This window comes from Burkholderia sp. Ac-20365 (assembly GCF_017104715.1).
Lineage (GTDB): Bacteria > Pseudomonadota > Gammaproteobacteria > Burkholderiales > Burkholderiaceae > Paraburkholderia.
In genome coordinates this window covers 78,432-102,972 of record NZ_JAAGPI010000021.1, presented here as the reverse complement: position 1 = coordinate 102,972, position 24,541 = coordinate 78,432, and the positions used below count along the sequence as shown (strand labels likewise).

The 24,541-nt window shown below is 62.5% G+C and carries 19 protein-coding genes; 15 read left to right on the top strand and 4 right to left on the bottom strand.

The window, feature by feature from the left end; genetic code table 11:
• The first annotated feature begins 59 nt into the window (after positions 1–59).
• The 7 genes from G3O01_RS28320 (at position 60) to G3O01_RS28290 (ending at position 6,466) form a co-directional block, all read left to right on the top strand.
• A complete protein-coding gene (locus G3O01_RS28320) occupies positions 60–797 on the top strand; it encodes a glutathione S-transferase (protein ID WP_205809901.1) in 738 nt (245 codons plus the stop codon).
• Between the two features lie 140 nt (positions 798–937).
• Complete coding sequence (locus G3O01_RS28315; protein WP_205809900.1) at positions 938–2,671, top strand: ClcB-like voltage-gated chloride channel protein; 1,734 nt, start codon at positions 938–940, stop codon at positions 2,669–2,671.
• 152 nt (positions 2,672–2,823) lie between these two features.
• Positions 2,824–4,161, top strand: coding sequence for a C45 family peptidase (locus G3O01_RS28310; RefSeq protein WP_205809899.1), 1,338 nt, complete (start codon positions 2,824–2,826; stop codon positions 4,159–4,161).
• 343 nt (positions 4,162–4,504) lie between these two features.
• The gene (locus tag G3O01_RS28305) at positions 4,505–4,756 is read left to right on the top strand and encodes a hypothetical protein (RefSeq protein WP_205809898.1); all 252 of its coding nucleotides are present in this window, start codon (positions 4,505–4,507) and stop codon (positions 4,754–4,756) included.
• A gap of 106 nt (positions 4,757–4,862) precedes the next feature.
• Positions 4,863–5,093, top strand: coding sequence for a DUF2795 domain-containing protein (locus G3O01_RS28300; protein ID WP_205809897.1), 231 nt, complete (start codon positions 4,863–4,865; stop codon positions 5,091–5,093).
• 22 nt (positions 5,094–5,115) lie between these two features.
• Positions 5,116–5,979, top strand: coding sequence for an AraC family transcriptional regulator (locus tag G3O01_RS28295; RefSeq protein WP_241024321.1), 864 nt, complete (start codon positions 5,116–5,118; stop codon positions 5,977–5,979).
• 112 nt (positions 5,980–6,091) lie between these two features.
• A complete protein-coding gene (locus G3O01_RS28290) occupies positions 6,092–6,466 on the top strand; it encodes a cupin domain-containing protein (protein WP_205809896.1) in 375 nt (124 codons plus the stop codon).
• An 11-nt stretch (positions 6,467–6,477) separates the two neighbouring features.
• On the opposite strand, the gene G3O01_RS28285 is transcribed toward G3O01_RS28290, so the two are convergent.
• On the bottom strand, positions 6,478–7,098 hold the full coding sequence (locus tag G3O01_RS28285; RefSeq protein ID WP_205809895.1) for a TetR/AcrR family transcriptional regulator: 621 nt from the start codon (positions 7,096–7,098) through the stop codon (positions 6,478–6,480).
• 265 nt (positions 7,099–7,363) lie between these two features.
• Here G3O01_RS28285 and G3O01_RS28280 point away from each other — a divergent pair, with 265 nt between their 5' ends.
• The 3 genes from G3O01_RS28280 to G3O01_RS28270 are packed head-to-tail and all read left to right on the top strand — an operon-like array spanning position 7,364 to position 13,073.
• Positions 7,364–8,473, top strand: coding sequence for an efflux RND transporter periplasmic adaptor subunit (locus G3O01_RS28280; protein ID WP_346779226.1), 1,110 nt, complete (start codon positions 7,364–7,366; stop codon positions 8,471–8,473).
• On the top strand, positions 8,470–11,592 hold the full coding sequence (locus G3O01_RS28275) for an efflux RND transporter permease subunit (protein ID WP_205809894.1): 3,123 nt from the start codon (positions 8,470–8,472) through the stop codon (positions 11,590–11,592). The genes G3O01_RS28280 and G3O01_RS28275 overlap by 4 nt, the downstream gene beginning before the upstream one ends.
• 2 nt (positions 11,593–11,594) lie before the next feature.
• Complete coding sequence (locus tag G3O01_RS28270; protein ID WP_205809893.1) at positions 11,595–13,073, top strand: efflux transporter outer membrane subunit; 1,479 nt, start codon at positions 11,595–11,597, stop codon at positions 13,071–13,073.
• 895 nt (positions 13,074–13,968) lie between these two features.
• Here the strand turns inward: G3O01_RS28270 and G3O01_RS28265 are convergent.
• A complete protein-coding gene (locus G3O01_RS28265) occupies positions 13,969–16,515 on the bottom strand; it encodes a penicillin-binding protein 1A (protein WP_205809892.1) in 2,547 nt (848 codons plus the stop codon).
• 618 nt (positions 16,516–17,133) lie between these two features.
• Between G3O01_RS28265 and G3O01_RS28260 the strand changes: the two genes are divergently transcribed.
• From G3O01_RS28260 to G3O01_RS28250, 3 genes are all read left to right on the top strand, one after another.
• A complete protein-coding gene (locus tag G3O01_RS28260) occupies positions 17,134–17,802 on the top strand; it encodes a hypothetical protein (RefSeq protein WP_205809891.1) in 669 nt (222 codons plus the stop codon).
• 504 nt (positions 17,803–18,306) lie between these two features.
• On the top strand, positions 18,307–18,987 hold the full coding sequence (locus G3O01_RS28255) for a PspA/IM30 family protein (protein ID WP_028370824.1): 681 nt from the start codon (positions 18,307–18,309) through the stop codon (positions 18,985–18,987).
• A 105-nt stretch (positions 18,988–19,092) separates the two neighbouring features.
• Positions 19,093–20,307: a tetratricopeptide repeat protein gene (locus tag G3O01_RS28250; protein WP_205809890.1), complete on the top strand. Its 1,215-nt coding sequence runs from the start codon at positions 19,093–19,095 to the stop codon at positions 20,305–20,307.
• A gap of 75 nt (positions 20,308–20,382) precedes the next feature.
• On the opposite strand, the gene G3O01_RS28245 is transcribed toward G3O01_RS28250, so the two are convergent.
• The gene (locus G3O01_RS28245) at positions 20,383–21,006 is read right to left on the bottom strand and encodes a TetR family transcriptional regulator (protein WP_205809889.1); all 624 of its coding nucleotides are present in this window, start codon (positions 21,004–21,006) and stop codon (positions 20,383–20,385) included.
• Positions 21,007–21,208: 202 nt separating this feature from the next.
• On the opposite strand from G3O01_RS28245, the gene G3O01_RS28240 reads away from it, so the two are divergent.
• Positions 21,209–22,690 (top strand): NAD(P)/FAD-dependent oxidoreductase, encoded by a 1,482-nt coding sequence (locus tag G3O01_RS28240; RefSeq protein WP_205809888.1) that lies wholly within the window; start codon positions 21,209–21,211, stop codon positions 22,688–22,690.
• A gap of 70 nt (positions 22,691–22,760) precedes the next feature.
• On the top strand, positions 22,761–23,717 hold the full coding sequence (locus tag G3O01_RS28235) for an alpha/beta fold hydrolase (RefSeq protein ID WP_241024320.1): 957 nt from the start codon (positions 22,761–22,763) through the stop codon (positions 23,715–23,717).
• Here the strand turns inward: G3O01_RS28235 and G3O01_RS28230 are convergent.
• Positions 23,714–24,487 (bottom strand): class I SAM-dependent methyltransferase, encoded by a 774-nt coding sequence (locus tag G3O01_RS28230; protein ID WP_205809886.1) that lies wholly within the window; start codon positions 24,485–24,487, stop codon positions 23,714–23,716. The two genes, G3O01_RS28235 and G3O01_RS28230, sit on opposite strands and share 4 nt — an antisense overlap.
• Positions 24,488–24,541: the final 54 nt, after the last annotated feature.

Genomic DNA, 24,541 nt, shown 5'->3' with positions numbered 1-24,541 from the left:
CTTCCGTGTGCAAACGCGGCGCGATCCCGCGCTGCCCAAAACCGAATGAGGATCGACCGATGACTTATCAGCTCTATTACTGGGATGGCTTGCAGGGCCGCGGCGAATTCGTGCGGCTGGCGCTGGAGGAAGCGCAGGCGGACTACATCGAGGTCACGCGCGGCGACGAGCAGGACGGCCTTGGCACGGGCGCGATGATCGACGTGATGGGCAGTAAATCGGAAGCGTACCTGCCGTATGCACCTCCGTTCCTTCAGGACGGCGACCTGATCATCTCGCAGACCGCGAACATCCTGTTCTACCTCGGGCCGAAGCTGAATCTCGCGCCGAAGGTGGAAAGCCTGCGCTACGTCGCGAACGGCCTGCAACTGACCATCGCCGACATGGTCACGGAAGCACACGACACGCATCATCCGCTCGCATCGGGCATGTACTACGAGGAACAGAAAGAGGCCGCGAAAATCCGCGCGACGGATTTCATCGACAACCGGATTCCGAAGTTCATGAGCTATTTCGAGCGCGTGCTGAAGCAGAACCCCGCCGGCGACAAGCACATGGCCGGCGACACGCTGACCTATGTCGATCTGTCGATGTTCCAGTTGATCGACGGCTTGCACTACGCCTTTCCGCGCGGAATGAAGCATTTCGGCGAGCACTACCCGCGGCTTGCGAAGCTGCATGACGCCGTGCTCAAGCGTCCGAACATCGCCGCCTATCTCGACTCGGAGCGACGTCTGCCGTACAACGAAACCTGCGTGTTCCGCCACTATCCCGAACTCGACAAGGACGCGCGCTGAGATGGGCTGACTTCGTGCTTTCATCGAGCCTCGGCGCGCTTTCGCACATTGGCGCGCCCCTCTTCAAACTCGCGACGCGCAATGCCGATAACATGCAAAGGCTCGCGCCACAAAACCAACCTTAAACGCCCGCTCCCGCCGTGCTTTCATTCCTGCTGAGACTGCGCACCCGCGCTGCCCAACTGTTCCGACTGTCCGATGCGCACACGATGCTGGTGTGGTCGGTGATCGTCGGCATCGTGGGCGCTTTTGCGACGATCGCCTTCCGCGAAGGCATCTCACTGATGCAGCGCGCGTTCACCGGACAGGACGGCAGTCTCGTCGAAATGGCGCGGCGCCTGCCCATTCCGATGCGCATCGCCTTGCCCACGTTGGGCGGGCTCGCGGCGGGCGTGCTGCTGGTCATCGCGCAGCGCGGCGCCGACAGGAAACAGCATACGGATTACATGGAAGCCGTCGTGATCGGCGATGGCGTCGTGCCCGTGCGCCTGAGCTTGTGGCGCAGCGCGTCGTCGCTGTTCACGATTTCGAGCGGCGGCTCGATTGGCCGCGAAGGTCCAATGGTGCAGCTGGCCGCCTTGTGTGCGTCGCTGATCGGGCGCGTCGTGCATTTCGATCCGCCGCGGCTGAAACTGCTCGTCGCCTGCGGTGCGGCGGCGGGTATCACATCTGCATATAGCGCGCCGATCGCGGGCGCGTTCTTCGTCACCGAACTGGTGCTCGGCTCGATCGCAATGGAAAGCTTCGGGCCGGTGGTCGTGTCGTCGGTGGTGTCGAACATCCTGATGCGCGAATTCGCCGGCTACAAGCCGCCTTACGAGATGCCCGTATTCCCGCCCGTCGCGGGACTCGAAGTGCTGCTGTTCGTCGCGCTCGGTCTGCTGTGCGGCGCGGCGGCGCCCCAGTTCCTGCGACTGATGGATGGCAGCAAGGCCAGCTTCCGGCGTCTGCCGATTCCACTGCCCGTGCGGCTTGCGCTCGGCGGGTTGATCGTCGGCATTCTGTCCGTGTGGACGCCCGAGGTGTGGGGCAACGGCTATAGCGTCGTCAACTCGATCCTGCATTCGCCGTGGACGTGGTCGGCGCTCGTCATCGTGCTGGTGTTCAAGCTGATTGCTACGGCGGCGACGGTCGGCTCGGGTGCCGTCGGCGGCATTTTCACGCCGACGCTCTTCTTCGGCGCCGTGCTCGGCTCGCTGTTCGGCCTCGGCATGAACTCACTGTGGCCGCACGGCACCTCGGCGCCGTTCGCCTACGCAATGGTCGGCATGGGCGCCTTCCTCGCGGGCGCGACCCAGGCGCCGCTGATGGCGATCCTGATGATCTTCGAAATGACCTTGAGCTATCAGGTCGTGCTGCCGCTGATGGTGTCGTGCGTGGTCGCGTACTTCGCGGCGCGCGCGATCGGCAAGACGTCGATGTACGAAGTCACGCTGCACCGCAATCGCGAAGAAAAGGAACGTATGCGGCTGCGCTCGACGCAGATGCGCGAACTGATCCGCCCGCCGCAAACCGTCGTGCAACCGGACGCGACCGTGCAGGAGATGACGCGCGTGTTCCTCGAATATCCCGTCAAGTATCTGTATGTGACGGATGAAAACGGCTGCTTTCTCGGCGTGGTCGCGTTGAAGGACATCACGTCCGATCTGCTCGACAAGCGCGATACATCGGCGAAAACAGCGGCAGATTACCTGCAGCCCCATTTCGACGTGCTCACACCCGATATGCCGATCGGCGTCGCGCTCCAGCATTTCATGGCATTCCAGGGCGAGCGATTGCCCGTGGTCGAAAGCGCCGCCCGGCCGACGCTCGCGGGTGTGGTCTACAAGACTTCGCTGCTCGACGCGTACTTCCGGATGAACCCGACGCGCTAGGTTTTCGTCATCCCGGCATCCGTTCGGCGCATGGCAAAGCGCGGCAATTTCCCTACAATGGATTGACCATAAACGAGCCGCAAGCCGCATCCCGCGATGCACGGCGCTGAGCAACGCCGGCGGAGATGCCCGCTCTGCGAGCGGGAGCGAAGATGAGCAAACCGTCCATCGATGCCGTGCGCCGCGATCATGCGGGCTGGATCTTCGTGCATATCGAAGGCGAGCCCTATGACCGCGGCGAACAGCACGGCCAGTTACTCGCCGCCGAAATCCAGAACGCGATCCACACCGCCCGCTATCTCGCGAGATGGGACACGGGCGAAGACTTCGACACGTTCATCAACGCCGCCGTCGAGCAGTTCGCGCCGCGCATCGACAACGAATACGCCGACGAAATCCAGGGCATCGCCGATGGCGCGAAATTGACCTTCGCCGAAGTGCTCGCGTGGAACGGCTACATGGATCTGCTGCAAAGCTGGTGGCCGCAGCACGCGGCGCAGCAGAAGCCGCAACTCGGACTCAAACCGTGGCGCGGCCGGCGCGGCCATCATTGCAGCGCATTCATCGCCACGGGCAGCGCGACGCGCGACGGCCGCATCGTGATGGCGCATAACTCATGGGACCGCTACGCAGCGGGCGACGCGTTCAACGTCGTGTTCGACATCGTGCCCGAGTCGGGCAATCGCATCCTGATGCAAGGCTTGCCCGGCTGTATTTCGAGCCTGACGGATTTCTGGGTGACGTCGGCGGGATTGATGGTAACGGAGACCACGATTTCGAATTTCGCCGGCTACAACGCGGCGGGCGCACCCGAGTTCTACCGCTCGCGGCACGCAACGCAGTACGCGAACAGTATCGGCGAATGGTGCGAGATGTTCTCGCTCGCCAACAATGGCGGCTACGCGAACAGCTGGCTGCTCGGCGACATCAAGACGGGCGAGATCGCCCGCTATGAACTTGGCCTGCACTGCTCCGGTTTCGAAAGCACGAAGGACGGCTTCTACTGCGGCTACAACACGGCCACCGACCTGAAGATCCGCAACCAGGAATGCACGGGCGAAGGCGAGGATTACACCGACGTGCGCAGGAACGGCGCGCGGCGGCTACGCTTCATGCAACTCGAAGAGATGCATCGCGGCAAGATCGATGTCGAGCTGGCGAAAGAGATGATCGCCGACCATCACGACGTCTATCTCGACCGGCCCGACAATCCATGTTCGCGGACCATCTGCGGGCATCTGGAACTCGACGACCAGCGCTTCGGCAGTTCGGATCACGGGCCGTTCAATCCGTGGGGCGCGAATGACGGCAAGGTTGTCGACAGCGAGATGGCGCGCGACATGGCGTTCTTCGCGCGCTGGGGCCATCCGTGCGGCCGGCCGTTCGACGCGCAGGCGTTCATGAAGCGCCATCCGCAGTGGAACTGGCTGAATGGCTATATGCGCGACCGGCCTTCGTGGCCGTGGGCGCGCTTCGACGTGCTGCGCTGAAGGCGTTCCGGCACACAGTCGCCACGCGCGACCGCTGGTCCCGGGGGTTAACGCCACCCGCTTTCTACATACGGGATGCCTCACGCATCCCGCTCAGCCGCGCCGGTGCAGGCGCCAGCGCACCCGCCCGACACGAAACCGCTTCAAACCTTCATCATCGGCACGCCATTTCCGCGCTTCGCGGCGCCTCTCCAGCGCTTGTAAAAATAACTGGCGTAATATGTGGGGGACGCGCGGTGCTCGCAGACGGCAACCGCGTGGAGCGGGCGTCATCCGGCTGTTAGACGAATGGCATACCGCTTGCATGCAGTTCCTGCGCTGCCTGGCATAAGGAGGTCGAGCGATGAAAACCTCGACGCTGTTGATCATGGTGACGTTGTCCGCTTCGTGTTTCGCCGCGCCCGTGCATACGGCGCCCGACGGAACGATCGATACGGCCGCCGCCCGCGCCAACGCCGCCCCCGTCGCGCCCGCCGCGCCGGACGTCGCGGCCCAGACCGATATCCGGCCGGAGCGATGGGAGCACATTGCGCTGCCCAAGTCGCGACACCTGGAGCGCGGCTTCGTGGCACAGGACGAACATCTGCAGACATGACGGCGCGAGCGTCGCAGGACACGTCGACTCCGGCTCGCCGGGCGCATTCTCGCCGGGCAGATGGTTCTGCTCGCGCCAACTACTTTCAGAACAATGGAGCGCGAGCATGACGGCATCGGCTATTCCGGGTGAATCGATCGACCTGCAGATTGCAGATATCCTGAGCGGCGTTACTTACCCGCTCAATAAGGACGCGCTCGTCGATGCCGCGCGCGAAGCTGGTGCGAGCAACGAAGTGCTGTCGATGCTCGACGGCCTGCCCGAGCAGGACTACACGGATATCCAGTCGGTGACGAAGCTGCTCGGCAGCAATTTCGGGCCGGGTCTTGGCATCTGACGGCAAATCCGACGGCAAGCTTATGCAGCAGCAAGATACGAAGCCCGCCTCGACGGTGAATGCGACGGTGAATGCGACGGGGCTCGCGCACGACTGGATTCGCCGCGCGCCCGCGCAGGGCGGCGTCGAACGCATCGAGGCATTTTTCCAGCACAACGGCTACGCGCTGCACCGGCACGACACCTACGCGATCGGCCGCACGCTCGCGGGCGTGCAGAGCTTTCACTACCGGCGCAGTGTGCGCAACAGCCTGCCCGGCGGCACGATGGTGCTGCACCCCGACGAAATGCACGACGGCCAGGCCGGCACGGAAGAAGGCTTCCGCTACCGGATGATCTACGTCGAGCCCGCGCTGTTCCAGGCGGCGCTGGGCGGCAAACCGTTGCCGTTCATCGAAGGTGGGTTGTCGACCGATCCGCGCCTCGCCGCCGCGACGGAAGCGCTGTTGCAGGGCATCGACCGCGCGATGGACCCGCTGGAGCAGGACGACGCGCTCTTCGATCTCGCGCATGCGCTCGACGCCGTGTCGGGCGCGCGCCCATTGCGCGCTTCGGCCGACTTCCGCGCCGCGCAACGCGCGCGTGACTATATGCACGCGTCGCTCGAGCGCCCTGTTACGCTCGACGAACTGGCCGCCGCGAGCGGCCGCGACCGCTGGAGCCTGTCGCGCGATTTCCGTGCGTTCTTCGGCACCAGCCCGCATCGCTATCTGACAATGCGACGGCTCGACGCCGCGCGTCAATCGATGCTCGGCGGCATGGCGCTCGTCGACGCCGCCGCTGCCGCGGGTTTCGCGGATCAGAGTCACATGACGCGCCATTTCGTGGCCGCCTATGGCGTGACGCCGTCGCGCTGGCTGCGCATGCTCGACCCGCAAACCCGCTAGAACGCCACACGCGTTCCTTTCGAATCGCAATCGCGCGTGCACGAACGTTCAAGACGTTTGAGCGCGCGCGTCCCTACACTCGCGGCATCCACCTTCAACGAAAGGAAATGCCATGTCCGTTACGTCCTATCAAGCGATCAATTTCGCCGCCAAGCTCAGCCTGATCCACGACCAGTGGCAGCAACGTGTGGTCGCCGAGATGAACGACTACCAGTTCAAAATCGTGAAGATCGAAGGCGATTTCATCTGGCACGATCATGCCGATACGGATGAAACCTTTATCGTGCTGGAAGGCGAACTGCGCATCGACTTTCGCGACGGTGCGGTGACGATAGGAGCGGGAGAAATGTTCGTCGTGCCGAAGGGCAAGGAGCACAAGCCCTACGCAGAAAAAGAAGTGAAACTGCTGTTGATCGAGCCGCGCGGTGTGAAGAACACGGGCAACGAAACCAGCGAGCGAACCGCCGCGAACGACGTGTGGATCTGAGCGCGCCGCGCCTATTGCATCGTCCGGCCGAACACGACACGCGCAAAGAAATTGCCGAGCACTTCTTCTGCGCGGTCACCTGAGAAACGCTGCGGGTCGATGGTAAAGAAAAACTGCATGCCGTCGCACAAACCCATTAAACCGACAGCCAGCGTTTCGGCGGGCAACGGCAGCGGCGTGCCCACGCGCACCGAAAATTCCGTGATGTATGCAGTCAACTGCTCGAGTTTCTCGTTCATGAATGCATTAAAGCGCACGCGAAACCGCGCATCGCGCGCGGCGAGCAGCTTCGCCTCGACCCATAGCAGGAAGCACTTGTTCTCGCTCGGCATGCGGCTGTAATAGCGCAGCACGCTCGCCTCCATCTCTTCGCGCGTCGCGTTCGCTTCGAAGATGTTCTGCAGATCCGCCTGCATCGCCTCGTGATCGCGACGCAGCAGTTCCAAGAAGAGTTCTGGCTTGCTGCGGAAGTTCGAATAGAACGCACCGCGTGTGTAGCCCGCCGCTTCCGCGATGTCCTCGACGCTCGCCGCGACGAACCCCTTCTTCATGAAAATGGCCTGCGCGGCATCGAGCAAACGCAGGCGCGTCTGGTCTTTGCTCTGTTCGCGGGTGAGTCGTATGCGTTTCATATTTAACAGTCTAGCATCGATCCGTCACGAGATTCAGTTTTGCATTCAGATACAGCTGTGTATTAGAATGCAATTCATCATCTGAAGCAACGTGCCGTGTAGCGACATGAACTGAAGTGCTCGCGGCCTGCTTCGCTGCACGCCGTCGGTAGCCTCTGGCTCGCCGTATCCGTTTGCATTTCAGCCTGGGGGCATCGTGAATCGTTCCCGTCGTGGCGCGCCATCCATCGCGCGCAAGCCGTTCCGCCTGTCCGCATCTCCTGCTTTGCTTCGCCGTTCCGCGCTGGCCGTGCTCGTTCTTGCAGGTGCACTGACACTTGCCGCATGTCACAACAAGGAAGCTGCCGCGCCCGCACCGCGGCCCGTGGTCGCCGTCGCCGTGCATGCCGATGGACAGCCGCTCGCCGCATCGCTGCCGGGCGAAGTCCAGGCGCGTTATTCGACGCCGCTGTCATTCCGTATCGCCGGCAAGATCATCGAACGGCGCGTGCGTCTGGGTGATGTCGTGCAGAACGGCCAGATGGTTGCGCGGCTTGATCCCGCCGATGCGCAGAAGAACGCCGCCAGCGCCGCCGCGCAACTGGACGCCGCGCAACACCGTCTCGTCTACGCAAAGCAGCAGCTCGACCGTGATCGCGCGCAGGCGCATGAAAACCTGATCTCGCAGGCGCAACTGGAGCAGACGGAAGATGCGTATGCATCGGCGGCCGCGCAGCGCGATCAGGCGCAACAGCAGGCCGCGCTCGCCAAAGACCAGCTTCAATACACGACACTCGCCGCCGATCACGCAGGCGTCATCACCGCCGAACAGGCGGATACGGGGCAGAACGTATCGGCGGGACAGGCCGTGTATAACCTGGCGTGGTCCGGCGACGTCGACGTGGTGAGCGACGTGCCCGAAGGCGCGCTCGCGTCGCTGCGCGTCGGCACGCTGGCGACCGTCAAGCTCGGCGCTTTGGCCGGCCGCACCTTCAATGCGCGCGTGCGCGAGCTGTCACCCGCCGCCGATCCACAAAGCCGCACGTGGCGCGCGAAGCTCACGCTCGATCATCCCGGTCCCGACGTGCGACTCGGCATGACCGCCGATGTCGACTTTGCACACGACAACGCCGCTGCGCACGCTTCGCTTTACACGCTGCCCGCCACCGCCCTCTTCCATGACGGCACGCAGCCCGCTGTCTGGGTCGTGAAGAGCGGCAGCGATCAGCTCGAACTGCGCCGCGTGCAGGTCGCGCATTACGCCGAGCGCACCATCGCGATCTCGCAAGGTTTGAACGAAGGCGAGCGTGTCGTGTGGCAAGGCGTGCACACCGTGACTGCAGGAGAAAAAGTCCGCGTCGTGCCGCCGCTGCATCCCGAGGATTTCGCGTCATGAGCGCAGCGCACGACGAAGAAGGACGCTTCAACCTGTCCGCGTGGGCGCTGCGACATCAGGCGCTGGTCGTGTTTCTGATTACGCTCGCAACCGCATTCGGCATCCTCGCGTACACGAAGCTCGCGCAATCGGAAGATCCGCCGTTCACGTTCCGCGTGATGGTGATCCGCACGTTCTGGCCCGGCGCGACCGCGCGCCAGGTGCAGGAAGAAGTGACGGACCGCATCGGCCGCAAGCTGCAGGAAACGCCGGCCATCGATTTCCTGCGCAGCTACTCGCGCCCTGGCGAATCGCTGATCTTCTTCACGATGAAGGATTCGGCGCCCGTCAAGGACGTGCCCGAAACCTGGTATCAGGTGCGCAAAAAGGTGGGCGATATCGCGCAGACCTTGCCGCAAGGCATCCAGGGACCGTTCTTCAACGATGAGTTTGGCGATGTCTATACGAACATCTACACGCTCGAAGGCGACGGCTTCTCGTCGGCGCAACTGCACGACTACGCGGACGAATTGCGCACCGTGCTATTGCGCGTGCCGGGTGTCGGCAAGGTCGACTATTTTGGCGATCCTGACCAGCACATCTATGTCGAGATCACGAACACGCAGTTAACGCGCCTGGGCATTTCGCCGACGCAACTCGCGCAGGCAATCAACTCGCAAAACAGCGTATCGCCGTCCGGCACGCTGACCACTTACGACGATCGCGTATTCGTGCGTCCCACAGGACAATTCAAGGACCTGAACGCGCTCGCAGACACGCTGATCCGCATCAACGGCCGCTCGTTCCGGCTCGGCGATATCGCGACGATCAAGCGCGGCTACGACGATCCGCCCGTTACGCAGATGCGTTTTCAGGGCAAGCCCGTACTCGGCATCGGCGTGACGATGCAGCCTGGCGGCGATGTGATCCGGCTCGGCAAGGCGCTCGACGAGAAGATGACCGAACTGCAGGCGCATTTGCCTGCGGGACTCAAGCTCGTCGAAGTATCGAGCATGCCGCACGCGGTTGCGCATTCCGTCGACGACTTCCTCGAAGCAGTTGCCGAAGCGGTCGCGATCGTGCTGGTCGTGAGTCTCGTATCGCTCGGCGTGCGCACGGGGATGGTGGTCGTGATCTCGATTCCCGTCGTGCTCGCTGTGACTGCGCTGTGCATGTATCTGTTCGATATCGGCCTGCACAAGGTGTCGCTCGGTACGCTGGTGCTGGCGCTCGGCCTGCTCGTCGACGATGCGATCATCGCCGTCGAAATGATGGCCGTGAAGCTCGAACAGGGCTGGAATCGCACACGTGCCGCCGCCTACGCCTATACGAGCACCGCGTTTCCGATGCTGACGGGCACGCTCGTCACCGTATCGGGCTTCCTGCCGATCGCGCTTGCGAAATCGAGTACGGGCGAATACACGCGCTCGATTTTCGAGGTGTCGGCGATTGCGCTGATCGCGTCGTGGCTCGCTGCTGTCGTGCTGATACCGATGCTCGGCTATCACCTGCTGCCCGAGCGCAAACGTCAGGCGCACGAACCGGAAGATCACGAGCACGATATTTACGAAACGCGTTTCTACCGGCGTCTGACGGGCTGGATCAGCTGGTGCATCGAGCGGCGCTACATCGTGCTCGCGATTACCGTGGTTCTATTCGTCGTGTCGCTGGCGGGCTTCTCGCTGGTGCCACAGCAGTTCTTCCCGAGTTCTGACCGGCCCGAACTGCTCGTCGACGTGCGGCTGCCCGAAGGCGCATCGTTCCAGGCGACCTTGCGTCAGGCGCAGCGCGTCGAGAAGGCCCTTGAGGGCAGGCCTGAGATCGATCATCTGGTGAATTTCGTCGGGTCCGGTGCGCCCCGCTTTTACCTGCCGCTCGACCAGCAATTGCAGCAGCCGAACTTCGCGCAATTCGTGATCACCGCGAAGTCGGTGGAAGATCGCGAGAAGCTCGCGCGCTGGCTCGAACCCAAATTGCGCAACGATTTCCCTGCGATTCGCACGCGCCTGTCGCGCCTCGAGAACGGTCCGCCCGTTGGTTATCCGGTGCAGTTCCGCGTAAGCGGCGACGACATCGCAACCGTCCGGTCGATCGCCGAAAAAGTCGCCGCGACGATGCGCGCCAATGCAGGCACCGCGAACGTGCAATTCGACTGGGACGAACCCGCCGAACGCTCGGTGCGTTTCGAGGTCGACCAGAAGAAAGCGCGCGAACTGGGCGTGACATCGGCGGATGTGTCGAGCTTCCTCGCGATGACCCTGTCCGGCTACACGGTCACGCAGTACCGCGAGCGCGACAAGCTGATCAGCGTCGATCTGCGCGCGCCGAAGAACGAGCGCGTCGATCCGTCCCAACTGCTGACGCTCGCCATGCCGACGCCCAACGGCGCGGTTCCGCTCGGCACGCTTGGACACATGCGCGACGACCTCGAATATGGCGTGATCTGGGAACGCGACCGCCAGCCGACCATCACCGTGCAATCCGATGTGCGCGGCAACGCGCAAGGCATCGACGTCACGCATGCAGTCGACAGGCAACTCGCGCAGATCCGCACGACGCTGCCTGTGGGCTATCGGATCGAGATCGGCGGATCCGTCGAGGAAAGCGCGAAGGGACAGACATCGATCAACGCGCAGATGCCGATCATGATCATCGCCGTGTTGACGCTGTTGATGATCCAGTTGCAGAGCTTCGCACGCGTTCTGATGGTCGTGCTGACGGCACCGCTCGGACTGATTGGCGTGGTAGCGACGCTGCTGCTGTTCGGCAAGCCGTTCGGTTTCGTCGCGATGCTCGGCGTGATTGCGATGTTCGGCATCATCATGCGTAACTCGGTGATTCTCGTCGATCAGATCGAGCAGGATATTGCGCAGGGACACAAGCGTTTCGATGCGATCGTCGGCGCGACCGTGCGGCGTTTCCGTCCGATCACGCTGACGGCGGCAGCCGCCGTGCTCGCGCTGATTCCTCTGCTGCGCTCGAACTTCTTCGGCCCGATGGCCACGGCGCTGATGGGCGGCATTACGAGCGCGACGGTGCTCACGCTGTTCTATCTGCCCGCGCTGTACGCCGCGTGGTTTCGCGTGCGCGGCGACGAGCGCGATCCGCGCCCTGAACCGTCCGCACATTCGGGGAATTGATCATGAATCGTCTTTCGATGACCCGCACGACTTTTTCCGTAGCCATTGCATGCGTGTTCGCGTCGGCCTGTTCGTTCGGGCCGAACGGCAACCCGCCCGCGATGCCCGAACCCGCGCATTACGGCGCCGACGCGCAGCCGGCGCAGACCGTGCCCGCACAAGGCGTCACGCAGCAGTTCGTGGTTGGCGCGAAGGCCGTGCCGCAATGGTGGCGCACGTTTCAATCCGATGAGTTGAACGCGCTGGTCGACGAAGGCCTGCGCAACAGTCCGACGCTCGCCGCCGCCGACAAGAGCCTTACCGCCGCGCGCGAGCAGTTGCGCGCGCAGGTTGGCAGCAACATGTTGCCAACCATCGATGCGGGCGGCCAGGCCGCGCGCCAGCGCGCGCTCGCGATTCCTGAGATCGGCCCGAACACGTTTCTGTACAACACGTTTGTCGGGCAATTGCAGGCGCAGTACACGTTCGACATTTTCGGCGCAGCGCGGCTCGCGGATGCGGCACTGGCATCGCGTGTGAATGTGCAGGCCTATCAGTTCGATGCAGCACGGCGCGCGCTGGCCGCGAACATCGTGGCGGCGGCGATTTCGGCGGCGATGCTCGATGCACAGGTGCAGACCACCGAACGCCTCGTCACGCTCGCCAACGAGCAGGCACGCGATACGCAGCGCCGCTACGATCTCGGTGCGGTGTCGCATAGCGATCTGTTGAGCGCGCAACAAAATGCGGCCTCGCTGGCGGCGAGTTTGCCGGTTGCGCGGCAGCAGTTATTGACGACGCGTCACGCGCTCGCTGTGCTGCTTGGCCGCACGCCGGATGCAGCGCCGCCGCCGCTCGATCTTGCGTCGCTGCATGTGCCTGAACAGGTGCCGGTGTCCGTGCCGTCCGATCTCCTGAAAGCACGCCCCGATATCCAGGCGGCGGATGCAACGCTCAAGGCCGCTGCTGCCGATGTGGGCGTCGCGACGGCGCAGATGTTTCCGAGCATCACATTGAGTGCGTCGATGGGCAAAGGCGGATTTAGCTGGCCCGTTGCGCTGTCTGGCGCGGGCGCCATCTGGAGCATTGGCGCATCGATCACGCAGCCGATTTTTCACGGTGGCGCGTTGTTTGCGCAGCGGCGTGCGGCTGTTGCTTCGTACGAAGCTGCTACATCGCAATATAAGCAGACGGTGCTTGCTGCATTCCAGAATGTCGCGGATACGCTTGCTTCTCTGGAGCATGATGCGCAATCGCTCGATGCCGCTAATGTTGCGGCGCGTGCGGCGCGGCAGGCTTTTGATGAGACTGCTGCGCGGTATCGGTTGGGTGCTGTGCCTGTGGCGGCTTCACGCTCGAGCGAGCAGCAGTTTCGGAATGCGCGGCTCGATGAGATTCGGTATACGGGTGCGCGGTTGAACGACACGGCAGCGCTGTTTCAGGCGATGGGGAATCCTCCCGCGGAGGAAGCGCAGGCCGCTGCGCCGGTTGTTGCGCGGTGAGCCTCTTTCTTTCAGAGCTGGCTAGTCCGTCGAGTTATCAACAGTTTCTGTTGAAGGGGTTGTTGATAAGGGCTGGACAGGTGGGGTAAGTCGTTGAGTTTGCATCAGAATGTGGGGTTGCCGTGCGGCCTGTTTTTTTGTTTGCTTTCGCTGGCATCCGCGTTTCGTTATTGGTGCTTCACGCGTTGCCCCTGTGCGGGGCGGCACTTACTTTCTTTGCCGCCGCAAAGAAAGTAAGCAAAGAAAGCGGGCTAACACCGCCCGTTCTTCTCCCTGCCTGAGGGCCCCCAACGGTTCCTCCACTTCAAATGGCGCTCTGCCATTCAATGCCCATTGCCAGCGCTTCGGCGAAGCGCCTCACCCTCTTCGATCACCCGTAATGCAGCCAGCGGCAACGATTGGTCACGGCCGCCCAGGTGGCAAACTGTGTGTAGGTCGTAGTGCCTGACGCGTCGGCGCTCTTACGACACCGATCGTGCTTTCAAGCCGTGACCTTGGTTTTCCGTCCGAAGTGGAGCGCGTAAGCAGCGATAGCCTACACACAGTTTGCCGCTATAGAACGCGGGCGAATTGGTCGCGCGTGTGGCGACGTGGGAGTGTGAAGCGGGTGAGGCGCTCAATAAGAGCGGTGGCAACGGGCAGTGAAAAGCAGGTTGCCGTTTGAAGCGGAGGACCCGTTGGGGGCCCTCAGGCAGGAACAAGAGCGGGCGGTGGTCAGCGGCTTTCTTTGCTTACTTTCTTTGCCGCGGCAAAGAAAGTAAGTGCCGCCCCGCACAGGGGCGACACTAGCAGACCACTACCAAATCGCGGATGCCAGCAAAAGCAAAGCCAACACCAAAACCAAAACCAAAACCAAAACCAAAACCAAAACCAAAACCAAAACCAAAACCAAACCTTATGGCTTATTAGACTCAAACAAATCCATAATCTGTTTCTTCTCGGAATTGGAAACACTCGGCGGCGGCGCCGGCGGCGTCATCCCCGCTGGCCCAACAGCACCAACGGCATCGCCACCGCTAGCCAGCGGATTCGCCGAATCCATTCCGATACTCGCGACAAACCCGCTCCCCGGCGTCATATCCGCATAGAACAGCTCGCCATCAACAGACGTCACACCCTGAGGAATCTCAGGCTCAGTCTGCGGCACACCACGCAGCGCACGCTGCATGTACTCGACCCAGATCGGCAACGCCAGTTGCGCACCAAACTCGCGGCTACCCAGCGACTTCGGCTGGTCGTAACCCATCCACGCGACCGCCACGAGCGACTGCTGATAGCCGGCAAACCAGCCGTCCTTCGCATCGTTCGTCGTACCCGTCTTGCCCTGCAGGTCATTACGATGCAGCACGTTCGTCCCCGCACCCGTACCCGCCGTCGCCACCGAATGCAGCAGGCTGTTCATGATGTACGCGTTACGCGGCTCCAGAGTACGCGGCGCATCCTTGCCCGCCGTCAACGGCTGTGCACGCGACAACGGCTGACCATGCGCATCGTCGACTTCAGCGATCAGATACGGATTGATCCGATAACCGCCGTTCGCGAACACGCTATACGCGCCCGCCGACTGCAACGGCGTCACCAGACCCGCGCCAAGCGCCATCGGCAGATACGGCGGCGTCTTGTCGGCATCGAAGCCGAAGCGCTGCGTCACGAAATCCTGCGCGTACTTCGTGCCGATATACGACAGGATGCGAATCGACACCAGGTTCTTCGACTTCTGCAGCGCGAGACGCATCGGCATCGGACCATCAGGCTGATCGTCGTCCTTCGGCTCCCACGCGTCGCCGCCCGGCGCGCTCGGCGGGAAGTACAGCGGCGCGTCGTTGATGATCGTCGCCGGTCCGAGGCCCTTGTCGAGCGCCGCCGAATAGATGAACGGCTTGAAGCTCGAACCCGGCTGACGCCATGCCTGCGTCACGTGGTTGAACTTGTTCTTGTTGAAGTCGAAGCCACCGACGAGCGCACGGATCGCGCCGTCCTGCGGCGTCATCGACACCAGCGCGCCTTCCACTTGCGGCAACTGCGTGATCTGCCAGTTGCCGTTTGCATCGGCGATCAGGCGCACAATCGAACCCGGCCGGATGCGCTGCGCCTGCGCCGCGCGCGCCGACAGCGAGCCCGCCGCGAAACGCAAGCCGTCGCCCATGACACTCGCCTGCGTGCCGTCGAGCAGCTGCACCTTCACTTCCTTCGGCGTCGCCGACGTCACCACTGCCGCGATGATCTCGCCGTTGTCCGGGTGATCGTTCAGCGCGTCTTCGATCGCTTCGTCACGGTCGTCGCCGGCTGCCGGCAGCTCGACGAAGCCTTCCGGACCGCGATAGCCGTGCCGGCGCTCGTAGTCCATCACGCCCTTGCGCACCGCGCGGTACGCCGCTTCCTGATCGGCGGAATCAATCGTCGTCGTAACGTTCAGACCGCGCGTATAGGTCTCGTCCTTGTACTGCGCGTACATCATCTGACGCACCATCTCCGAGATGTACTCGGCGTGCACGCTGTATTCGTTGCCCGCCGTCTTCGTGCGGATTTCCTGCTTGATCGCTTCGTTGTACTGGTCCTGCGTGATGTAGTTCAGGTCGAGCATGCGCTTCAGGATGTATTCCTGACGGATTTTCGCGCGCTTCGGATTGACGACCGGGTTGTACGCGGACGGCGCTTTCGGCAGCCCCGCGAGCATCGCCGCTTCGGCCAGCGTGATGTCCTTCAGATCCTTGCCGAAGTACACGCGCGCAGCAGCCGCAAAACCGTAGGCACGCTCGCCCAGATAGATCTGGTTCATGTACAGCTCGAGAATCTGGTCCTTCGTCAATGCGCGCTCGATCTTGTACGCGAGCAGCATTTCATAGATCTTGCGCGTGTACGTCTTCTCGCTCGACAGGAAGAAGTTGCGCGCGACCTGCATCGTGATCGTACTGGCGCCCTGCGATGAACCGCCGTGCGCGAGATCCGCGAAACCTGCGCGCAGAATGCCGATGAAGTCGACGCCGCCATGCTCGTAGAAGCGATAGTCTTCGATCGCGAGCACAGCCTTCTTCTGAATATCGGGGATATCCTGGAAGCGCACGAGACTGCGACGCTCTTCGCCGAATTCGCCGATCAGCACATGGTCCGCCGTATAGATGCGCAGCGGCACTTTCGGGCGGTAGTCGGTGAGTGCATCGAGCGACGGCAGCTGCGGGCCCATCACGACGAGCGCGTAACCGATGATCAAGGCGCCGACCACCGCCAGCGTCGCGAACAGCCCCGCGAACCACATTGCGATCGTGCCGCCTATCGAGCGCCTTCCCGAGCGCCCCGAGCCGCCCGATGACTCCGCGCGCTCGTCATCATCACGCTGCGCGTAGCGGTAGTCGCGGCTCGGGTTGTCGTTGCTGCCGAAAGATGGCTCGCGGCCTGGATGCCCTGAGGAACTGGAAGATTGCGGTCGTTTGATGATTGGCATGACTGGAATGATTGGCGCTTCCTACACGCAGGATTGGCACGCGTGGTGCGCTTGAATCGAAATCGTGGTGCCGCTCGCGCGCGTCCGCGCACAGCCATGACACCGTTGCTCGCCAGAAAGACGTGCTCCCCGATCCGTCGAAGGCTAACGTGTGCAGCGCATCACGACGGTCTCCGCCCTGACGACTGCTGCCGCACGACACCGGATGTGTCACCCCGTCCCGGCCGGTCGCACGGCACGCCCGGGCAGTGTCTGGCGCAACGTAACAGCGCATTTTAAAGAAATCAAGCGGCGCGGAACGTGATTTTTTTGTAAGAATTCCCTCATGATTGTGCCCCGCAGTAAGAAAAAACACCGTTCTGCGCCCCGAAAGCCCCACTGCGCCGCGCCCGTGCAGTTATCAACAGAAAATGTGGAGAGCCCTGTGGACAAGGCTTCCGCAAGCGCGCCAACTCGTTGATGTGACAGCCATTTTACGTCCCGCCCTATTTGCGCCCGCGCGCACCGCCATTTAGTCTTATGATGGATCGACGCGCGCCAGGAATGAGTTGCCGCCCTGCCGCGCCCTGCCCGGATTCCTCCGCAGTTCGACACTAAACAAAGAACGCGAGCCGATCTATGAACAAGCCCAGCGAACGCATCGTCGTCTTCGTCACGCCCGCCCAGAAACGCGCCATCTCGTCGACGGCCGAAAACCTCGGCATCAGCGTCAGCGAACTGATGCGCCGCGCGGTACTGAGCTTCGGCGCGACCAGCGAGCAGGTCAAGGCAGCGAGCATCGTCGACCGTTTGCGCGCGCCGCGTGAGCCCGATGCATTGAATGAAGCGCTGCAACGCGTGGCGCGGGCGAACAGACATCTGCGGCAAACCACGCCCGCGGCGCTCAGGTCGCCCGCTCCGCGCGACAGACAGGCGCGCACTGAAAACGATACCGTCTTCACCGATACCAGCGCCGCGCAACAGCCACTCGCGCCGATCGATCTCGCCGCCCCCGTTGCTGCCTCCGTCGCCGCGCTGGCGACGCCCGGCACGCACAACCTGGCGGACGATCACGCAGCCGCCGCCCAGGCCGCAGCGCGCGTAGCGGCCGCGAAAGCCGCGGCGCTTGCCTCGCACGATGCCGCTGACGAACGCAACGCAGCCGATCCCGCCAGCGACGCGCGCGCGCCATCGAGAACCTCCACACTGCTCCCGTCGAAACGCAACGCTGCGGGCAAGCGCCCTCAGGAACACGAAGACGACGAACCGGGCATCGACCCCACTGAAGGCAACGGCCGCTTCGCCTGAATACACGACACCAGGAGTCGTGCGTGCGATGGCTGTATCGTCGGCTATCCGAAAGAATCCGGCTACGCACTTTGACAAATCCGCGCGCTGATTCGTTCATCACGTTGCGCATGCGAGCCTATGCTGCGAAGGATTGCGAAAGCGTCCGCCCAAACGCGCAACAAATCGCACTTTAAGACCGTTTTAAGGGTACGCGTGGTGTAATATCCGCGAGCTGTTGAATGCCCGGTCATGCATCGATTGCATCGTGTGGACGTAGCGTTGGCGGGCACCTTGAGGCAAGTTAAATTTGCGTGCAGCTATTGCATTTTGTGCGTGCGCCCCGATGTCCGGTCCGGCGGCGAAGCCATCATGAAACATGCGCGAGAACGCGCTGTCTGATGGCAAGCAGCATGACCCGCAAGCTCGCGCAGGGCGGCGTAAACTACGTTCAATCGACGTCGTCGCGCACGAGGTTGCAAGCGCCGGGTATTCAGCGTCGATTTCAATTTATGGAGGTATTTCATGTCGCTTTTTGACAGCATCACGCGGACAGTCAAAGGTCTCTTGAACGACGCGGCCGACTCCGTGCAGGATCCCTCGCGTGATGCGCGCCAGATCGTGCGCGAACTCGACGAGAGCATCGCAAAAGCGGAGAACTCGCTGATCGAGATCCAGGCGCAGGTTGCCACGCAGCAAAGCAAGCGCGACGTGGCCGCCGACAAGGCGAAGAAGTACGAAGACGGCGCGAAGCGCGCGCTGCAAGCTGGCGACGAAGCGCTCGCACGTGAAGCACTCGGCGCGCAGGCTACCGCCGAAGCGGAGCGCGATGCGCTCGCGAAGGAACTGACCACGCTCGAGCCTTCCGTCGATCAGCTGAAGACGCAGATCGACGACATGCGCCAGCGCCGCAACGACCTGAACGCACGCTCGAACATCCTGCAGGCCAAGCAGCAGATCGCGGAAGCCAAGGACACGGCTGCGACCGCGTTGGGCGGAATCGGCGGCAAGAATCTTGCTGAAGATTTTCAGAAGCTGGAAGACAAGGTCGCGCTGTCGACAGCACGTTCGGATGCGCGCCTGAATTCGGCTGACGTGAAGAGCGGCAAGGCGCTCGACGACAAGCTCGCGGACCTGAACCGCGGCCCGTCCGTCGACGACCGTCTCGCCGCGCTGAAGAAGCAGCTGGACACGCCGGCGCAGTAAGCGCATGGCGATGCGCCGCGCGGTATCGAATACTTTGCACGATTGCCGCGCGGCGCAGCAACTCGATAGTCATGGAGACGGGCGTCAATGCGCCCGGCCCGCATCATGAAAAAATTCCTCGCAGCAGCTGGTGTTTCCCTGACGCTTTCGCTGATGCTCGTATCGGGCTCCGCCTTCGCGGTGCCGACGGCGACGCAGATCGAAACCTCGATTCAACAGCAGGACTGGCGCAAGGCCGACTCGCAGTTGAACGAGGTGCTGAAGGCGCATCCCGATAGCGCGCGCGCACACTATCTGTACGCGCAGGTGCTCGACCGCGAAGGTCGCCCCGCCGACGCGCTCGCACAGCTTCAACAGGCGAAAACCCTCGACCCGCAGGTCCGCTTCACCGATCCTGGCCGCTTCGCGGAGACGGAAGCGCGTCTGCGTGCGGACGCCGCGCGCGTGAGCGGCGGCAGCGGCGGTGTCACGCATCGCACCAGCAATCCGTTTGCGCAGCAGGAATCCACGACAGCCGCGCCGTCGGCTTTGCAGGCGGCGCCTGAGCGGCACGGTCCTTCAATGGGCATGTGGATCGGCATCGTCGTGCTGATCGGCGCGATCGCACTTGTCCTGCGCTGGACGCTGCGCCGCGCGCGCTCCCAGGACGACACGCGCGCCAACGACGATCGTCGCGTGCAACTCAAGCGCGCGACCGACCTGCTCAACGACGTGCGCTCGCTGAAGCTCGACGTAAAACTGTCGACAGCGCCGGGGCATGAAGCGCTTGAACGCGAAGTCGAAGGCGCGGAAACGCAGTTGCGTCAGTTGGTCGAAGCGCTGTCGAACAGCAAGAATCCTGTGCCGCCGTATCAGATCGAAGATCTCGAACGGCAGGTTGCGAGCCTGAAGGCGCGCGCCGAAGGCCGGCCCGATCCGAATGCGGCGCCTGCAGCTCCTGTTGGTGGCGACTCCTCTTTCGCGCGCGAAGCCGACCAGGCGTTCGGTCGCGGCCAGCAGCAAGGTTATCCGCCGCAAGCGCCCTACCCGTATCCGCCGCAGCAACAGCAGCCGCCTGTCATCGTGCAGCAAGGTGGCGGCTTCGGCGGCGGCATGGGTGGGTTGCTGACGGGCGTGCTGCTCGGTGAAGCGCTCAACTCGGGACGCGACCGCGTAGTCGAACGCGATGTGATCGTCGACGACGAATCGCGCAAACGCGGCGGCAACGACGCAGGTTCGATCGACTTCGGCCAGGGTTCGAACGACTGGAGCGACGGCGGCGGAGATGGCGGCGTCGATATGGGCAGCAACGACGATTCGGGCGGCTGGAACGACACCTGACGCGCCCGCGTCACTTCCCGCTTCACTTCCTCTGCTCAGGCACACACGAAGGGCTCCTCACGGAGCCCTTTTTCATTACGCTTCGTGCTGCGCGAGCACGACGGCGCCCGCAAACAGCCTGACGATGAAACGCTCCGCGTAATCGATCAGCGACTCGCGCTGCACCGCATTGCCGATGAATTCATGCGACAGATGAAACAGTTGCAGCACGATCTGCGTGCAGATTTCCTCGACGGTCTCGCGCGTCAACGTCGGCATGAGTTTTAGTTGCACGACGTCCTCGGCCATTTCGGCCGACACTTCGTTCAGGTTCACACGCACAGCTTCGCGCAGGGCCGGCGATGTACCGTGATACTCGGCCAGCGCACTTAGAAACGCCTCACGGTTTTCCAGCGCGAATGCGAAGAACGCGGCGCATGCGCGACGCGGCACGCTATGCGGCTCGTCATGCGCAGCAAGCCAGCGTTCGCGCCGAAGCATCGGACGCAGACGCCGGCTGACGGACTCAACGGCTTCGCGCGCCAGATCGTCTAGCGTATCGAAGTGCCGATAGAACGTGTTGGGATTGAGGCCCGCCTCGCGCGCAATCTCGCGCAGCCCGAGGCTTGCGAAGCTGCGGCCGCCCGCGGTCAGGCGCAACGCAGCCTCGATCAGCTTGCGCTTGCCGGGAGCGAGTTCCAGTTCTGATGCGAGTTGCATGAGCTTCCGTATAGCGACGCCATTTGGGCCGATGCCACTGCGTTGGCCTTGGAGTCAGCAATGTACAACGATCTTGACGCGATGTGTACAGTTGTCTACCCTGCGCATAAACCGTCGTAGACGGATGTAGACAACTCCATTTTTCTCTTATTCGCCATCGGAGAGCTTGCAGACTTCGACGATGCGCCGGAGCGTTGAACCCATGCCTTCACCCCGTTCTTCTGACATGCGAATCGCGATTATCGGAAGCGGATTCTCGGGCATCGGCATGGCGGTCCGTTTAAAGCGCATGGGCTATACGTCGTTCACGATCTATGAAGCGGCGAGCGATCTGGGTGGTACGTGGCGCGACAACACCTATCCCGGCGCTGCATGCGATGTGCCATCGCATCTGTACTCGTTTTCATTCGAAGCAAACCCGTCGTGGTCGCGCGCGTTCAGTCATCAGGAGGAAATCCTCGCATACCTGAAGCATTGTGCACGGAAGTATCAGGTCGACAGTGCGATGCAGTTCAATGCACGCGTGACGGCTGCGCGTTTCGACGAAACACGACTCGTGTGGCTGCTCGACATCGTACGTAATGGCGTACATGAAACCGTCGAAGCGGATGCGGTCATCTCTGCGATCGGGCAATTGTCGCGGCCAGCGATGCCGCAAATCGAAGGGCTCGATACATTCGGTGGAAAGATATTTCACTCGGCACGCTGGGACCATGACTATCCGCTCGACGGCCGACGTGTGGCGGTGATCGGCACAGGCGCGAGTGCAATCCAGTTCATTCCGCAAATCCAGCCGCGCGTCGCGCAGATGCTGCTGTTCCAGCGCACTGCGCCGTGGATCATGCCGAAGCCGGACAAGCCGGTCAGCCAACGCGCGCGCTGGTTCTTTACGCATCTGCCGTTCACGCAACGTTGCGTGCGCAGCGCAATCTACTGGCAGATGGAGTCACGCGGGCTCGGCTTCTTCGTCAATCCGAAGCTCGTGAATCCCGCGATGAAATTTGCGCGCAGCTACCTCGAACGGCGGGTGAAAGATCCTGCACTGCGCGCGAAACTGACGCCCGACTTCACGCTCGGATGCAAACGCGTGCTGTTGTCGAGTGACTACTATCCCGCGCTCCGCCAGCCGAATGTCGAGGTACTCACGACGCCGATCCGCAATATCGTGCATGACGGTATCGTGACGGCCGACGGCACGCATCACGCGGTCGACGCGATCATCTGCGGCACGGGGTTTCAGGTGAACGACGTCGGCGCGCCATTTGACGTGACGGGACTCGGCGGCGTCGATCTCGGCGCACTCTGGCTGCGCGACGGACCCGAAGCGTATCTCGGCACGAGCATCGCGGGCTTCCCTAACTTCTTCATCATGACCGGGCCGAACACGATCCTCGGCCACAACTCGATGATCTACATGATCGAGTCGCAGGTGCAATACATTGCCGAATGTCTGCGCGAACTGCAGCGACGCGGTGCGCGCACGATGAACCTGCGTGCCGATGTGCAACGCGCCTTCAATGCAAGCCTGCAACGCGACATGCAGAACACGGTATGGGCAAGCGGCTGCCATAGCTGGTACCAGACGAAGAGCGGCAAGATCACGGCAATCTGGCCGCGATTCACTTTTAGCTATCGCCGCCGCACGCGTCGCGTGCGTGGCAGCGAATACACCTTTTCGCTTTAGGAGCGTGCATTGCAAGCAGAGTGATTTGAGCAGTACAACACAGGGAGACGAAAAAATGGAGAACGTCGAAATGACGCGGACGACTCACGCGCCGCTGCCACCCCGCTCGCTCACGGCGCGACTCGGCATAACGAGCGTCCCGCGAGATGAACTGAAACGCCGTTATACACAAGCGGGTTCACGATTCGTGCAGATCATGGGCGCTGATGTGCACTATATCGACGAGGGCGCGGGCGACAGCACGATCGTGATGATTCACGGGTTTGCGTCATCACTGCACACGTGGAACGATATTGCATCCGCGATGGCACGCGAGCATCGCGTGATCCGGCTCGACCTCCCGCCGTTCGGGGTGACGGGCCCGCTGCGCAATGCGGCGGGTGAGATCGAAACGATGAACCTTCCTGCCTATCGTCGCTTCTTCGGTACATTCATGCAGGCGCTCGGCATCGCGCGCGCCACGCTGGTCGGCAATTCGCTGGGCGGCCTGCTAGCGTGGGACTACGCGGTGCGCCATCGCGATGCCGTCGAACGCCTCGTGCTGATCGACGCAGCCGGTTTCCCGATGAAGCTGCCAATCTACATCGGCCTGTTCAATCACGCGCCCGTTCGCATGAGCGCGCCGTGGTGGCTGCCGGAAGCGATCATCAAGAGCGCCGTGCGAAATGTGTACGGGGATGCGAGCAAGATCACGCCCGGCGTACTGCGTCGCTACGTCGAGTTCTTTCATGGCGAAGGCACGCGCGAGGCAATCGGCAAGATGGTGCCGACGCTGGACTTCGCCGATCTCGACACCAGTGTGCTTGATTCGCTCGACGTGCCCACGCTCGTGTTGTGGGGCGCAAAAGACCGCTGGATACCGCCTGCACATGCAACCGAATTCACGCGCCGCATTCCAGGCGCACGTTCGGTTATGTACGAAAACCTCGGTCACATTCCAATGGAAGAAGCGCCTCAACGCGTATTGCAGGATCTGCGTGAGTTTCTTGCCCCATTGTCTACCGGACGTACTCCATTGCAGGTTTAGACGCTGACTGACGCATGTCCGACATACACGCGTGTTTCATAGGCGAAGTCGACCGTACCGTCGTGCGCGGTACGGTCGAACAGTTCACGTAGTGCATCGAGCATCGGTTGATGATTCGGATGACCGGCCTTCGGCGCATAAGACGACGACATCAGCCGCCCTTTGAGCCCATCGAAGTCGAGACGCTGCGCGTTCGGAAAACGCGCCTGATGAGCGAAAGCGTCCCCGAACCAGGCAGCCATCGACTGATCATCGCCATAGCGCTCGGAGACGGCCTGATAATCGACGCCGAAACGCTGCAGCAGCGCTTCATAGTCGGCAAGAAACGGCGTGCCTTCGAGCAGCCGGCTGTTCCACATCAATGCGATCAGTCCGCGCGGCTTCAGGATCCGCGCAAACTCGCGTCGCGCCGTGTCGGGATCGAACCAGTGGAACGCCTGAGCGGCGATGACGAGCTCGACGCTTGCGTTATCCAGTGACGTCGACCCGGCCGTGCCTGCGACGCTCGCGTAACCGGCATAGTGACTGAGCCACGCGTCGGCGGCAGCCCGCATCGCCTGATTCGGCTCGACGGCCACGACCGGATGCCCCGCTTCGAGAAACAGCCTCGACGAAATGCCCGTGCCCGCGCCGATGTCGGCGACGCGCGCGCCCTCGGCGAGTCCACACGTCGTGTGCAGAAAGGTCACGACTTCGCGCGGATAGTCCGGCCGATACTTGACGTAGTCGGCTACGCGGTCGGTAAAGCGCTGGGTGGAATCGTCGGTCATCGGCGGAGTGCACTGGCGGAATGAAATGGGTTTCAGCTTACTGCAAGTTCATCC

What these genes read in the sequence shown, in the direction of transcription:
- G3O01_RS28275 (WP_205809894.1), top strand. Translation starts at nt 8,470, where the DNA reads ATGAGCGCAGCGCACGACGAAGAAGGACGCTTCAACCTGTCCGCGTGG.
- G3O01_RS28285 (WP_205809895.1), bottom strand. Translation starts at nt 7,098, where the DNA reads ATGAAACGCATACGACTCACCCGCGAACAGAGCAAAGACCAGACGCGC.
- G3O01_RS28240 (WP_205809888.1), top strand. Translation starts at nt 21,209, where the DNA reads ATGCCTTCACCCCGTTCTTCTGACATGCGAATCGCGATTATCGGAAGC.
- G3O01_RS28270 (WP_205809893.1), top strand. Translation starts at nt 11,595, where the DNA reads ATGAATCGTCTTTCGATGACCCGCACGACTTTTTCCGTAGCCATTGCA.
- G3O01_RS28260 (WP_205809891.1), top strand. Translation starts at nt 17,134, where the DNA reads ATGAACAAGCCCAGCGAACGCATCGTCGTCTTCGTCACGCCCGCCCAG.
- G3O01_RS28255 (WP_028370824.1), top strand. Translation starts at nt 18,307, where the DNA reads ATGTCGCTTTTTGACAGCATCACGCGGACAGTCAAAGGTCTCTTGAAC.
- G3O01_RS28300 (WP_205809897.1), top strand. Translation starts at nt 4,863, where the DNA reads ATGACGGCATCGGCTATTCCGGGTGAATCGATCGACCTGCAGATTGCA.
- G3O01_RS28245 (WP_205809889.1), bottom strand. Translation starts at nt 21,006, where the DNA reads ATGCAACTCGCATCAGAACTGGAACTCGCTCCCGGCAAGCGCAAGCTG.
- G3O01_RS28235 (WP_241024320.1), top strand. Translation starts at nt 22,761, where the DNA reads ATGACGCGGACGACTCACGCGCCGCTGCCACCCCGCTCGCTCACGGCG.
- G3O01_RS28265 (WP_205809892.1), bottom strand. Translation starts at nt 16,515, where the DNA reads ATGCCAATCATCAAACGACCGCAATCTTCCAGTTCCTCAGGGCATCCA.
- G3O01_RS28230 (WP_205809886.1), bottom strand. Translation starts at nt 24,487, where the DNA reads ATGACCGACGATTCCACCCAGCGCTTTACCGACCGCGTAGCCGACTAC.
- G3O01_RS28310 (WP_205809899.1), top strand. Translation starts at nt 2,824, where the DNA reads ATGAGCAAACCGTCCATCGATGCCGTGCGCCGCGATCATGCGGGCTGG.
- G3O01_RS28305 (WP_205809898.1), top strand. Translation starts at nt 4,505, where the DNA reads ATGAAAACCTCGACGCTGTTGATCATGGTGACGTTGTCCGCTTCGTGT.
- G3O01_RS28250 (WP_205809890.1), top strand. Translation starts at nt 19,093, where the DNA reads ATGAAAAAATTCCTCGCAGCAGCTGGTGTTTCCCTGACGCTTTCGCTG.
- G3O01_RS28295 (WP_241024321.1), top strand. Translation starts at nt 5,116, where the DNA reads ATGCAGCAGCAAGATACGAAGCCCGCCTCGACGGTGAATGCGACGGTG.
- G3O01_RS28320 (WP_205809901.1), top strand. Translation starts at nt 60, where the DNA reads ATGACTTATCAGCTCTATTACTGGGATGGCTTGCAGGGCCGCGGCGAA.
- G3O01_RS28290 (WP_205809896.1), top strand. Translation starts at nt 6,092, where the DNA reads ATGTCCGTTACGTCCTATCAAGCGATCAATTTCGCCGCCAAGCTCAGC.